This is a genomic window from Pseudofrankia inefficax, assembly GCF_000166135.1.
GTDB lineage: Bacteria > Actinomycetota > Actinomycetes > Frankiales > Frankiaceae > Pseudofrankia > Pseudofrankia inefficax.
Genome location: NC_014666.1, coordinates 1360904 through 1373803, shown reverse-complemented (window position 1 = coordinate 1373803; position 12900 = coordinate 1360904). Strand labels below are relative to the sequence as shown.

At 71.5% G+C, this 12900-nt stretch carries 13 protein-coding genes; 2 read left to right on the top strand and 11 right to left on the bottom strand.

Going from position 1 to position 12900, the window contains the following annotated elements; all coding sequences use genetic code 11:
• Positions 1 to 153: 153 nt before the first annotated feature.
• Both nusA and rimP read right to left on the bottom strand, forming a co-directional pair.
• Positions 154 to 1329, bottom strand: a complete 1176-nt coding sequence (nusA, locus tag FRAEUI1C_RS05520; protein ID WP_013422294.1) for a transcription termination factor NusA — start codon at positions 1327 to 1329, stop codon at positions 154 to 156.
• Positions 1326 to 2159, bottom strand: coding sequence for a ribosome maturation factor RimP (gene rimP, locus FRAEUI1C_RS05515; protein WP_013422293.1), 834 nt, complete (start codon positions 2157 to 2159; stop codon positions 1326 to 1328). The genes nusA and rimP overlap by 4 nt, the downstream gene beginning before the upstream one ends.
• A 410-nt stretch (positions 2160 to 2569) precedes the next feature.
• On the opposite strand from rimP, the gene FRAEUI1C_RS05510 reads away from it, so the two are divergent.
• Entirely contained in the window at positions 2570 to 3169 is a 600-nt protein-coding gene (locus FRAEUI1C_RS05510) for a hypothetical protein (protein WP_157734828.1), read from the top strand.
• A gap of 54 nt (positions 3170 to 3223) precedes the next feature.
• A complete protein-coding gene (locus FRAEUI1C_RS05505; RefSeq protein WP_232425306.1) occupies positions 3224 to 3754 on the top strand; it encodes a DUF4439 domain-containing protein in 531 nt (176 codons plus the stop codon).
• A 24-nt stretch (positions 3755 to 3778) separates the two neighbouring features.
• Here FRAEUI1C_RS05505 and FRAEUI1C_RS05500 read toward each other — a convergent pair whose 3' ends face one another.
• From FRAEUI1C_RS05500 to dxr, 9 genes are all read right to left on the bottom strand, one after another.
• Entirely contained in the window at positions 3779 to 4234 is a 456-nt protein-coding gene (locus FRAEUI1C_RS05500) for an RrF2 family transcriptional regulator (RefSeq protein WP_013422290.1), read from the bottom strand.
• 110 nt (positions 4235 to 4344) lie between these two features.
• A complete protein-coding gene (locus FRAEUI1C_RS05495; protein WP_013422289.1) occupies positions 4345 to 5280 on the bottom strand; it encodes a sulfate/molybdate ABC transporter ATP-binding protein in 936 nt (311 codons plus the stop codon).
• The gene (locus FRAEUI1C_RS05490) at positions 5281 to 6135 is read right to left on the bottom strand and encodes a sulfate ABC transporter permease subunit (RefSeq protein WP_013422288.1); all 855 of its coding nucleotides are present in this window, start codon (positions 6133 to 6135) and stop codon (positions 5281 to 5283) included.
• Complete coding sequence (cysT, locus tag FRAEUI1C_RS05485; RefSeq protein ID WP_013422287.1) at positions 6128 to 6985, bottom strand: sulfate ABC transporter permease subunit CysT; 858 nt, start codon at positions 6983 to 6985, stop codon at positions 6128 to 6130. The genes FRAEUI1C_RS05490 and cysT overlap by 8 nt, the downstream gene beginning before the upstream one ends.
• A complete protein-coding gene (locus tag FRAEUI1C_RS05480; RefSeq protein ID WP_232425304.1) occupies positions 6982 to 8004 on the bottom strand; it encodes a sulfate ABC transporter substrate-binding protein in 1023 nt (340 codons plus the stop codon). Before FRAEUI1C_RS05480 ends, cysT begins: the two co-directional genes overlap by 4 nt.
• A 323-nt stretch (positions 8005 to 8327) precedes the next feature.
• Positions 8328 to 9179, bottom strand: coding sequence for a GNAT family N-acetyltransferase (locus FRAEUI1C_RS05475; RefSeq protein WP_013422285.1), 852 nt, complete (start codon positions 9177 to 9179; stop codon positions 8328 to 8330).
• 21 nt (positions 9180 to 9200) lie between these two features.
• Entirely contained in the window at positions 9201 to 10355 is a 1155-nt protein-coding gene (gene ispG, locus FRAEUI1C_RS05470; protein WP_013422284.1) for a flavodoxin-dependent (E)-4-hydroxy-3-methylbut-2-enyl-diphosphate synthase, read from the bottom strand.
• 120 nt (positions 10356 to 10475) lie between these two features.
• The gene (locus FRAEUI1C_RS05465; RefSeq protein WP_013422282.1) at positions 10476 to 11654 is read right to left on the bottom strand and encodes a M50 family metallopeptidase; all 1179 of its coding nucleotides are present in this window, start codon (positions 11652 to 11654) and stop codon (positions 10476 to 10478) included.
• On the bottom strand, positions 11654 to 12874 hold the full coding sequence (gene dxr / locus FRAEUI1C_RS05460) for a 1-deoxy-D-xylulose-5-phosphate reductoisomerase (protein WP_013422281.1): 1221 nt from the start codon (positions 12872 to 12874) through the stop codon (positions 11654 to 11656). The genes FRAEUI1C_RS05465 and dxr overlap by 1 nt, the downstream gene beginning before the upstream one ends.
• Between the last annotated feature and the right edge of the window lie 26 nt (positions 12875 to 12900).

Sequence of the window (12900 nt, the reverse complement as noted above, 5' to 3'; positions counted from 1 at the left end):
CGACAACCAACACAGGTGCGAACAGCTGACTTTCCAACTGCAGTACCTTCACCTGTCGCAGTACGCCCACCTGAAGTACCGGCGAGTGCTGTACCGGCTGGCTGACTAGCTGACAGGCTGACTGGCTCTTCCGCACGGCGCTCCACGGTGAGTCTATCCCGTTGCGCCCCTAGGCTGCCCGCCCGCTGCCGGCGAGCGTCGCGCGGCCGGTCCGCCGGCGCCTGGTCCGGCGACGGCCGGGGCTGCGTCCGGGCGGCGGAGATCCGCCGGCCCGGCGCCGGCGCGGCGCGGGGAGTCGGCGGGGCGTCGCCCGGCGCCACCATGATCACCTTCCGTGTCGGAATGGATGTCGATCCGCCAGCTGGTCAGCCGGGCGGCGAGCCGAGCGTTCTGGCCCTCCCGCCCGATCGCCAGTGAGAGCTGGTAGTCCGGCACCGTGACCCGAGCCGCCCGGCCGGCGAGGTCGGTGACCTCGACGCGGGACACCCGGGCGGGCGAGAGCGCGTTGCCAACGAACGTCGCCGGGTCGGCCGACCAGTCGACAATGTCGATCTTCTCGCCGTGCAGCTCGGCCATCACCGCGCGCACCCGGCTGCCCATCGGGCCGATGCACGCGCCCTTCGGGTTCACCCCGGCGACCTTGGACCGGACCGCGATCTTGCTGCGGTGGCCGGCCTCCCTGGCGATCGCGGCGATCTCGACAGTACCGTCCGCGACCTCCGGGACCTCCAGCCGGAACAGGCCCTTCACCAGCTCGGGGTGGGTCCGCGACAGGGTCACGGCCGCGCCGTGCGGGCCGCGCGCGACGTGCACCACATAGCACTTGATCCGGTCGCCGTGCTCCAGCGTCTCGCCGGGCACCTGCTCGGCCGGCGGCAGCACGCCCTCGATCGTCCCCAGGTCGACGAGGACCACCCGGGAGCCGGCCCGCTGCTCGTGGTGCTGGACCACGCCGGAGACGATCTCGTGCTCGCGGTCCGCGTACTGGCCGTAGGTGACCTCCTGCTTGGCCTCCCGCAGCCGCTGCATGATGACCTGCTTGGCGGTCGCCTGGGCGATGCGGCCGAAGTCCGCCGGCGTGTCGTCCCACTCCCGGGCCGAGCCGTCCGGCTGGATCTCCTGGGCCAGGACGGTCACCTCGCCGCTCTTGCGGTCGACGACCACCCGGGCGTCGGCGACCCGGGGCTCCTCCTCGTCACCGGCGTCCTGCTGGACGCGGGTGTGCTGGTAGGCCTTGAGCAGCGCGGTCTCGATCGCCTCGACCAGCGTCTCGAACGAAAGATCATATTCACGCTCGATGCCGCGCAGCTCGGCGACGCTAATTTTCACCGGTCTGTCTCCTCACCCGGGCTCCCGCCGACATCCTTGCGGCGCCCGGCGGTCGGCGCGCGCCGGGCATCGCCCGGGTCGTCGGCGCCGTGCTGGTCATCGGCGACGTCCAGCTCGTCAAGGCCAGCGGGCCAGCCGTCGTCGGCCCAGCCGTCATCCAGCTCGTCGCCGATCTCGTCGGCGTCCGCGAGAGCGTCCTGGAAGCCCGCGCCGTCGAGATCACCGGCCGCGTCCTCGGCCAGGTCCACGTCCGCGTCCGTCCGGACCGGGCCGGCGGCGGCCGACTCGTCGCCGGCCGGGCCGAACTCGATCTGGACCACGGCCCTCGCCACGTCGGCGAACCGTAGCCGTTCAATCTTCGTCTTCACCGGGCGGCCCCGCCGAACCGGGCCGGCGGCGACCGCGAGGTCGACGCCCTCGTCGTCCGCGCCGAGCACCCGGCCGAGGACGACGGTGCCGTCCACCCGCCGGGCCTCGACCAGGCGGCCGCGGGCCCGCCGCCAGTGCCGAGGCTCCGTCAGCGGCCGGTCGACACCGGGCGACGTCACCTCCAGCACGTACGCGCCGGCCAGGCCGCCCTCGTCGACCTGGTCGAGCAGGTCGGAGATCAACCGGCTGGCGTCAGCGACAGCGTCCAGGTCGATGCCGTCGTCGCGGTCGACGGCCACCCGCAGCACGCTGCGGGAGCCGGCGCGCGACAGGCTCAGGTCGTCCAGGTCGAACCCGGCGCGCGCGAGCGCCTCGGCGAGCCGGTCGCGGATCTCGGCCGGCGGCGCCGAGCCGCTCGCCTGCGGCCGGTGGCCCGTCCGGCCACTCGCGTCCCGTGCCACGTCGCCCGATCCCTTCGTTCCTTCTGGTCCCGAGGCTCGTGCCTCGGTAGGTGTGTGCTGGTCTGAGGCGGATCCCCGGGAAGTGTTCGCCCGGCCCGTTCTCGCCCCGCGCCATGACTGCCGACCGCCTGGCGCCGCGTCACCGGGTGCCGTCGCCGGCCCGGGACGATCAGGACGCCCGACCGCCAGGACGCCGCCCGCGGTCTGGGTGGTCTTCGAGATCCTTAGCCTACGTCCGCCGCGGTACGGCTCCAATCCAGGCTCCCGACGGTCTGCCACCTCTGGCCGGCGGAGTCGAACTATGACCGGACTGTCCGGCCGGGAACCGAGTGGGCCAGAGCTCCGGCGGCGCACCCGGGCGGGGAGCCCAGACCACGTGGAGCGCACAGGAGTGTGATTGGCTGCGCAGCGTGCGTAGGGTCGCGGCCCCGTCCCGGCGGGCAGTGCTGGCGTTGCCGGCGACAGGCCTGGCCGCGGCCGGCCTGGGCACGCTGGCCGCGGGCTGCTCCACGAAGCTGCCGACCAGCGCGGTCGAACCACCGGTCGATCTCGCGGCCGCCCAGGCCGCGGCCGGCACCGAGCGGGCCCTGCTGGCTCGCTACGACGCCGCCATCGCCAGCCACCCGGCACTCACCGGCCTGCTGGCCGGCCTGCGCGCGCACCACGCCCAGCACCTCGCGGCGCTGGCCGCTCTGGTGCCCGGGGTGTCGACCGCCGACCCGACCACGACGCCGTCGGCGGGCGGCTCCAGCACGCCTGCCGCCAGCCCGGCCGGCGGCGCCGGAACGCCCACCGGGACGCCCCCTGGGACGGCCACCGCGCCGGTGGACGACTCCACCGCGGCGCGGGCGAGCGCCCTGGCGGCGCTGGCCGCGGCCGAGCGCGGCGCGGCCGGCGCCCACCGGGCCACCTGCCTGTCGACGACCACCCGGCTCGCGCCGCTGCTCGCTAGCCTGTACGCGGCCGAGTCCTGCCACGCCGACCTGCTCGCGCTCGGCGCCACCGGCTGACCCGGCCGCGTCCCGCCCGGACGCCCCGCGGCCGACCGCCCGACCAACGCACGGATGAAAGGCACGATGGTGGGGACCAGCCGGCCGACGACCACGCCGTCCTCGACCACGCCGTCCTCGATCGGGGCGCTGAGCCCGGCAGGAGTCACGGCGCTGTCGGCACTGCTCGCCGTCGAGCACGGCGCGGTGTACGGGACGTCGGCGGCCGGCGGAGCACTCGCGCCGCTCGGCGCGCCGGCCGGAGACGCCCGGACGCTGGCGTTCGCCGCCTACGCCGCGCACCGCCAGCTAAGAGACCAGCTGACCGGGCTGCTGTTGGCGGCCGGCGCCCAACCGCCGGCCGCGCTGCCGGCCTACACCCTGCCCGTCAGTCCCACGACCGTCCCGGCGGCGCTGAGCCTGCTCGCGCAGCTCGACGACCGGACGGCGGCCGCCGCCTACGACGCGGTCGCGACGGTGGGCGGCCCCACCCGCGAGCTCGTCGTCGACGCGCTGACCCAGGCGGCCGTCCGCGCCCAGCGGGCCAGGCTCACCGCCGGCAAGAACCCCGCGAGCGCCGTCCAGGCGTTTCCCGGTGGTTCCTGACCGGGGAAGCGGGACGGCCCGGGGTCAGCGGCGCGACCAGGCGCCCGGGGCCTGGCTGTGCTCGCGGATCAGCTCGGGCAGCTCCCCCGAGGCGATGTCGGCAAGGGTGACGGACTCCAGCACCTGGCGCAGGCTCACCCGCACCGCGATCCAGACGTCCTGCAGGTTCTTGGCCGCGCCCTCGTAGGTGACCTCCTCCGGCCGCCGGCCGCGCACGCCGGCGAGCGGGCCGTCGGTCGCCCGGATGACGGTGGCCACGTCGATCTCGGCGGCCGGGCGGGCCAGCTGGTAACCACCCTCGGCACCGCGCCTGCTGGCCACCAGGCCGCTGCGGCGCAGGTCGGTCAGGATGTTCTCGAGGAAGCGCAGCGGCAGGTCCTGCGCCGACGCGAGCGTCTCACCCTTGACCAGCCCGCCGTCGCTGGCGGCGAGGGTCAGCAGTGCGCGCAGGGCGTAGTCGGCACGCGCGGAGATCTGCATGCCTCCATCTTGCCGCCCCTGCCATGATCACGCCCACGGCGGGTACCGTGCCGCGCCCCAGGTGCCGGCCACCCTCGGTCCTGGGTGCAGGGGTGACCGGCCCGTGACGATCAGCGGGGGGCGCGGATCCACACCCGGTCGCCGGTGGCGAGACCCAGCGCCTCGGACTGCCCGCGGGTGAGCTGGGCCCAGGGCTGCTCAGCTCCGGCGTCCAGCGTGACCCGGACCTCGAAGCCGATCCGCTGCAGGCTGGCGACCGCCGCAGGCACCGCCTCGGGCGTCTCTGCCGTGAAGATCTCCAGGTCGTGCGGGCGGACCAGCCGGCCGGCGAGATGGGTGACCGGGCCGAGGAAGCTCATCACGAAGTCGTTCGCGGGCTTGTCATAGACCTCGGCGGGGCTGCCGACCTGCTCGATCCGGCCGTGGTTGATGACCACCAGCTCGTCGGCGACCTCCAGGGCCTCCTCCTGGTCGTGCGTCACGAAGATGGTGGTCACGTGCACCTCGTCGTGCAGCCGGCGCAGCCAGTCGCGCAGTTCCTTGCGGACCTGGGCGTCCAGCGCCCCGAACGGCTCGTCGAGCAGGAGCACCGACGGCTCGACCGCGAGGGCGCGCGCGAGCGCCATCCGCTGGCGCTGGCCACCGGAGAGCTGCTCCGGCAGCCGGTCGGCGAACTGCTCCAGGTGGACGAGGGCCAGCAGCTCGTGCACCCGCTCGCGGATCTCGGCCTTCGGCCGCTTGCGGATCTCCAGGCCGAACGCGACGTTCCGGTACACCGACAGGTGCTTGAAGGCGGCGTAGTGCTGGAAGACGAAGCCGACGTTGCGCCGCTGCGGCGGGATGCGCGTGGCGTCCGTCCCGTTGATCCGGACGGTTCCGGTGTCCGGCTGCTCCAGGCCGCCGATGATGCGCAGCAGGGTCGACTTGCCGCCGCCGCTGGGCCCCAGCAGGGCGGTCAGCCGTCCGTCCGCCACGGTCAGGCTGACATCGTCCAGCGCGACGAAGGTGCCGAACCGCTTCCCGACCGAGTTGACCTCGATGCTCACCTAGAGTCCACCCTCGTTCAGTCCCGCGTCATGCGGTTCGACATTGTTCGGTTCGTCCCTCGTCCGCCGGAGGTTGACGACGACGATCGTGAGAACGGTGACCACGATCAGCAGGAACGCGAGCTGGTATGCGCCGGGCTCCAGCTGCTGGATCCGTTCGGAGACCAGCAGCGGCACGGTCTGGGTCTGGTTGGCTCCGCTGACGTTGCCGGACACCACCAGCACGGCGCCGTACTCGCCGATCGAGCGGGCCAGGCTGAGCACGATGCCGTACAGCAGGGCGGGGCGGATGATCGGAATCGTGATCCGGACGAACCGCTGCCAGGCATTGGCGCCGAGCACCCGTGCTGCCTGCTCCTGCTCGGTGCCGGCTTCCTCCAGCACGGGGACGATCTCGCGCAGGATCAGCGGCATCGAGACGAACGCGGTCGCCAGAATCATGCCGGGGACCGCGAAGATGATCTCGATGCCCGCGCTGTGCAGACCCTTCCCGAACCAGCCGTCGATCGGTCCGTATACCAGCACCAGCGCGAGACCGACGACGATCGGCGACACCGAGATCGGCAGGTCGGCCAGCGCGCTGAGCAGGCGGCGCCCGGGGAACCGATGGCGCGCGATCAGCAGCGCGACGCCCACCCCGAACACGGTGTTGAGCGCGACCGCGGCGACCGAGATCTCGGCGGTCAGCCGGAAGGCGGTCACGGCCTGGTGGGAGCTGATCGCCGACCAGAATTCGGACGGTCCGGCGCTCACCGTCTTCCAGAAGACCACCACGAGTGGGACCAGGACGAGGACCGCGACGTAGGCCAGCGCGATGAACCGGCCGACAAAGCGCCCGGCGCCGCGGCTACCCACGGCGAGCCGCCCAGCGCTGGAGCAGATTGAGGCCGACGATCACCAGCAGGCTCACCACCAGCAGGACGGTCGCGGTCGCCGAGGCGGCGGCGAAGTCGAAGTTCTCGATCTTCTGGTACGCGTACATCGACGAGACTCTGGTCCGGCTCAGGCCGCCGGAGATCAGCAGCACCGACCCGTACTCCCCCATCGCCCGGGCGAAGGCCAGCGCCGCGCCGGAGGCGATGGCCGGCAGCAGCAGCGGAAGCACGATCCGCCGGAAGATGGTCCAGGGCCCGGCGCCCAGGCAGGCCGCTGCCTGTTCGGCCTCGGTGTCCAGCGCCATCAGCACGGGCTGGACCGACCGGACCACGAAAGGGAGCGTCACGAAGAGCAGCCCGAGCACGATCGCCCGCTGCGTGCCGAGCAGATGGATCCCGACCGGGCTGTCGGTGCCGTACACGGCAAGTAGCACCAGTCCGGCCACGATGGTCGGCAGCGCGAACGGGATGTCGATGATCAGGTCGACCAGTCTCCGGCCGGGGAACGGGTCACGCACCAGCACCCAGGCCAGCAACGTCCCCATCACCGCGTTGATCACGGCCACCAGCAGGGAGCTGGTCACCGTCAGGCGCAGCGCCCGCAGGGCCGCGGGGTCGGTGATGTTGTCCCAGAACCCGCTCCACCCGCCGGTGAACCCGCGCGCGACGACGGCCGCCAGCGGGATCAGTACCAGCAGGCTGAGCCACAGAACCGCCATGCCGAGCCCCAGCCCCGGCCCGCGACCGAGCCGCGCGGCGCCAGAGGCGTCCCGCGCGGCTCGGGTCCGAGCCGGTGAAGCCGTTGGAGCCGGCTCCACCGCGATACTCATCCGGTAGCGTTCTCGATCTTCGTCACGATGCCGTTGTCGGCGTCGAAGAACTCCTTGTTGACCTTCGACCAGCCGCCGAGGTCCGCGATGGTGGTCAGCTTGGCGACCGTCGGGAACGGCTTGCTCGGGTCGTTCGCGCCCGCCACCGTGCCGATGGTGGCGTTCGTGTCGACCGGCCGGAAGCCCTTGCTGGCGAAGATGGCCTGACCCGCGTCACTGCGCGCGAAGTCCAGGAACGCCTTGGCCGCCGAGTTGGCGGTCAGGGTCACCGCGACCGGGTTCTCGATCAGGAAGCTTTCCTTCGGGACGACGTAGTCCAGCGACGTGCCCTTCTGGCGGGCGCCGATGGCCTCGTTCTCGTAGGAGATCAGCACGTCGCCGGTGCCCTGCGTGAACGTCGTGGTCGCGTCGGCGCCGCTGGAGGGCTTGCTGACGACGTTCTTGAAGAACGACGTCAGGTACGCCTGGGCGTCCGCGTCGGTGCCGCCCTCGGCGATGATGTGCTCGTAGGCCGCGAGGATGTTCCACTTCGCCGAGCCGGAGGACGCCGGGTCCGGAGTGACGATCTTCACGCCCGGCTTGATCAGGTCGTCCCAGCCGGTGATGTGCAGCGGGTTGCCCTTACGCACCGCGATCACCACGACCGAGTCGGAGATCTGGCCCTTGTTGGGGTCCGAGTTCCAACCCGAGGCCACGAACTTCGGCACCAGGCGGGTCATGTCCGGGTCGAGCGAGAAAGCGACGAAGTCGGCCTTCTGGCCGGCCGCCACGGCCTTGCTCTCGGTTCCACTGGCCCCGAAGGTCTCCGAGAACTTGACGCCCTTGCCGGCGTCGGTCTTGAGGAACGCCGCCTCCAGCGCGTCGTACGCCGGCTTGGGAACCGAATACCCGACGATCGCGACCGTCTGGCCCGCGTTCGGGCCCGGGGTGCCGCTCGCCGCCGCGCTACCGCCGCCCGAGCTGCCGCCGCAGGCGGCCACCGCCAGCGCGACAGCCGCACCGGCAGCGATCAGGGGCACCCCACGGCGCAGGACACGCGCTCCCCGCCCAGTTGACCCCAGCCTCGTGGGCTTCATATCTGTTCCTCCCAGGACACGCACACAGCGACGGTACACGCAAGTCAATCGGACTTGTCGGGAACGACAGCATGCCAGAGGGATCATGGGAGAACCAGCCGCTCGTTGCACCAATGACACGATCTTGTAACAATCGGCCATCAGCGTAGAACGAGCGGAATGACCAAGCTCAAAAACCCTGCGCGGTCGAGAGAATCGCTTTCTCTAGTTATCTCATCGGAATTATGAAGAATGGAGCGGCCGGGAACACCCGGGTATCCGACGATCTAGAACAAAACGGACGCGAACGTGCCGGCCCGCCGGAAGCCCACCCGTTCATAGGCGCGGCGGGCCGGGGTGTTGAAGTCGTTGACGTACAGGCTGACCACCGGCGCGTACATCGCCTGGGCCAGCGCCACGACGCTCGCCGTGCCAGCGGCGCCGTACCCGCGGCCGCGCAGGGCAGGGTCCACCCAGACGCCCTGCACCTGGCTGACCCCGCCGGCGATCGCGCCGATCTCGGCCTTGAACAGCACCCGGCCGTCCTCGATGTGCGCGAACGAACGTCGCTGCCCGACGAACTCCGCGACCCTGGCCCGATAGAGCGCCCCGCCGTCGGCGAGGATCGGTGAGACGCCGATCTCCTCGGTGAACATCGCGATGCTCGCCGGCATCAGGATGTCCAGCTCATCCGGCCGGACCAGGCGCACAGCGGTGTCCGGCCGGATCAGCGGCGGGCCGTCGATGACCAGCAGCGGCTGTTCGCCGCGCACCTCCCGCGCCGGCCCCCAGGCCGGCTCCAGGTGGCGCCAGAGCTCGGCGACCGAGCGCGCCTCACCGACGATCGACGAACAGCGCCGGCCGGCGCGCCTGGCCCGCTCGGCGAACAGCTTCACCGACGTGGACCCGGCGCCGACCGGCCACAGGTTCGCGCCCGAGTAGCACAGCGCCGCGATCCGGCCGTCGACGACGTGTCCCCAGACCTCGGCGCCGAGCCGCCACGGGTCCAGCCCACACGCCTCGACCCGGGACGCGACGAAGACGTCGGTCACCGGGTCGCGCGCGAGCAGCTGGCGTACCGAGGGCAGGTCACGGTCGTCCAGCAGCCTCACCGGGGCTGACCGAAGCGGCAGTCCCATCCGCTGCCGTGCCCGCCGCCGCTAGCCGACGGAGACGGACGGATCGCCGGAGGCGACGCCCTCGGCCTCCATCTCCTCCGCCAGTCGCATGGCCTCCTCGATCAGGGTCTCGACGATCTGCGCCTCGGGCACGGTCTTGACGACCTCGCCGCGGACGAAGATCTGACCCTTGCCGTTGCCGGACGCGACGCCCAGGTCGGCCTCGCGGGCCTCGCCGGGGCCGTTGACGACGCAGCCCATGACCGCGACGCGCAGCGGCACCTCCATGCCCTCCAGGCCGGCGGCGACCTCGTTGGCCAGGGTGTAGACGTCGACCTGAGCCCGGCCGCAGGACGGGCAGGAGACGATCTCGAGCCGACGGTCGCGCAGACCGAGCGACTCCAGGATCGCGATGCCGACCTTGACCTCCTCGACCGGCGGGGCGGACAGCGACACCCGCAGGGTGTCACCGATGCCCTCGGCGAGCAGCGCGCCGAACGCGACGGCCGACTTGACCGTGCCCTGGAACTGCGGGCCGGCCTCCGTGACACCGAGGTGCAGCGGGTAGTCGCACCGCTCGGCGAGCATCCGGTAGGCCTGGATCATCACGACCGGGTCGTGGTGCTTGACCGAGATCTTGATGTCGCGGAAGTCGTGCTCCTCGAACAGCGAGCACTCCCAGAGCGCCGACTCGGTCAGCGCCTCCGGCGTGGCCTTGCCGTACTTGGCCAGCAGCCGCTTGTCGAGCGAGCCGGCGTTGACGCCGATCCGGATCGGGATGCCAGCGGCCTTGGCCCGCTTGGCGATCTCGCCGATCTTGTCGTCGAAGGTCTTGATGTTGCCGGGGTTCACCCGGACGGCGGCGCAGCCGGCGTCGATCGCGGCGAACACGTACTTCGGCTGGAAGTGGATGTCGGCGATCACCGGGATCGGGGACTTGCGGGCGATCTCGGCGAGCGCGTCGGCGTCGTCCTGGCTCGGCACGGCGACCCGGACGATCTGGCAACCGGACGCGGTCAGCTGAGCGATCTGCTGCAGCGTCGCGTTGACGTCCGCGGTCAGCGTGGTGCACATCGACTGCACCGAGACGGGGGCGTCGCCACCGACCAGGACGCTGCCGACCTTGATCTGCCGACTCACCCGGCGCTTGCCGAGCGGACGAGCCGGAGCCTGTGGCATGCCCAGAGTTACGGTCACTTTGTCCTCACTGGAATGTGATTACGGTGTGCGCGTGGCCCTGTGTTCGTCTCGACAGGACCGGCTGTACCGCCTTGAACAGGATCGGCTGTGGTACCTCGACCAGGATCGGGTCGGCGATCACTGCAGGCGAATCGGGTTGACGATGTCGGCGGACAGGACGAGCAGGCTGAACCCGAGCAGGATGAACACCGTGGCGTACGTGGCTGGTAACAGCTTGGCGAAGTCCACCCGCTTCACGGGACCACGGTAGCCACGCAGCCGGCGGAGCCCGTGCCTGGTCTGTTCGAAGCCGAGGACGGCGATGTGACCGCCGTCCAAGGGCAGCAGCGGCAGCAGGTTGAAGATCCCGACCGCCAGGTTGATGCCGGCCACCAGGACCAGGAAGCCGCGGATCCGGTCGGTCCACGACGTGTCCGGCGCCGCGACCACGTCGCCACCGATCCGCGCGGCCCCCACCACGCTGACGAAGCCGTTCGCGTCCCGGTGGTTGCTGAACAGGTCGCCCAGGCTGGACAGCCGGTGCGTCAGCGTCTCGTACATCCCCTTGGCGCCGGTCCACATGAAGTTGCCGGTGCTGGAGATGGCGGAGATCGGCCCGTAGTGCTTGGTGTCGGTGCCCTGCCGCACCCCGAGGGCGCCGACCGGGTCGTTGCCGGCGAGACCGGTCGTCCGGTCCCGCAGCACCTGCACCAGGTCAGGGGTCAGGGTGACCCGCCGGCCGTCGCGGTCGACGACGACCGTCGCCACGCCCTGGCCATGGTCACGCACGAGCTGGGTGAACTGCTTCCAGGTGGTGATCGGGGTGCCGTCGAAGCTGACCACCCGGTCGCCCACCCGCATGCCGGCGGCCGCGGCCGGCCCGGGGCCGGTGCACGCGCTGCTGGTCGAGACGCAGCTGGTGACACCGATCTTGTTCTGACTGTCGGTCGGAGTGCCCAGGGCCAGCAGCACGCCGTAGATCATGACGATCGCGATGATGAAGTGGACGACCGAGCCGGCCGACATCACGACCAGCCGGGCCCTCGCGGACTTGTTGTAGAACGCCCGCGGCTCGTCCGCCGGGTCGATCTCCTCGAGCGGGGTCATCCCCTCGATCTTGACGAACCCACCGGCCGGGATGAGCTTGACGCCGTACTCGGTCTCGCCGCGGACTCGTGACCACAGCGTCGGGCCGAAGCCGACGAAGAACCGGGACGCCTTCATCCCGTAGTGCCGAGCCGTGATGAAGTGCCCGGCCTCGTGCAGGCAGACCGAAATCAGCAGCGCCGCCGCGAAGGCGACGATGCCGAGCGCCATCACCGCGACACCACCACACCCTCGATGAGGCGAGTCGCGGCGGCCCGCGCCTCGACCTCGGTGGCGAACACCTCGTCGAGCGTCGGCTTGGCGATCACCTCGTGGGCGGCGAGCACCTCGGCGACGATGTCGACGATGCGGACGAACGGCAGCTTCCCGGCCAGGAACGCGCCGACAACCTCCTCGTTGGCCGCGTTGAACACCGCGGGCGCCGTCCCGCCGCGCTTACCCGACTCGCGGGCGAGCGCGACCGACGGGAACGCCGTCGTGTCCAGCGGCTCGAAGGTGAGGTTCTGGGCGCGGGTCCAGTCCATCGGCGCCTGCGCCTCCGGAACCCGGTCCGGCCAGCCGAGCGCGAGGGCGATCGGCAGCCGCATGTCCGGCGGCGACACCTGGGCGATCGTCGAGCCGTCATGGAACTCGACCATCGAGTGCACCAGCGACTGCGGGTGCACGACCACGGCGATGTCGTCGTACGGAACGCCGAAGAACAGATGCGCCTCGATCAGCTCGAGACCCTTGTTCATCAGCGTCGCCGAGTTGATCGTGACGAACGGCCCCATGTCCCAGGTCGGGTGGGCCAGCGCCTGCTCCCGGGTGACCTCGGTCAGCTCCGCGCGGGTCCTGCCACGGAACGGGCCACCGGACGCCGTCAGCACCAGCTTGCGAACCTCGTCCCGCCGGCCGCCCCGGAGGCACTGCGCGAGTGCCGAGTGCTCCGAGTCGACCGGGATCAGCCGGTCCGGGTCGCCACCGAGCGCGTCGAGCACCAATGGGCCACCGGCGACCAGCGACTCCTTGTTCGCCAGGGCCACGGTCCGGCCCGCGGCGAGCGCCGACAGGGTCGGCGCGAGGCCGACCGAGCCGGTGATGCCGTTGAGCACGACATCCGACTGCCAGGCGGCGATCTCGATGGCCGCCTCCGGCCCGGCGAGGATCTTCGGGACCGCGAACTCGCCCTTGCGGTAGCCGCGCTGGGCGGCCTCCGCGTAGAAGGCGAGCTGCAGGTCCTGCGCGGCCGAGGCGGCAGCGACGCCGACCACCTCGACGCCCAGGTCGAGTGCCTGCTGAGCCAGCAGGTCCACCCGGGAACCCCCACCGAGCAGCCCGACCACCCGGAACTTGTCCGGATTGCGCTGGACTACGTCGATTGCCTGGGTTCCGATCGATCCCGTCGACCCGAGCAGAACGACCTCACGAACGGCGCGCGGTTTCGACACCAGACCATTGTCGCAGGCCCATCGGT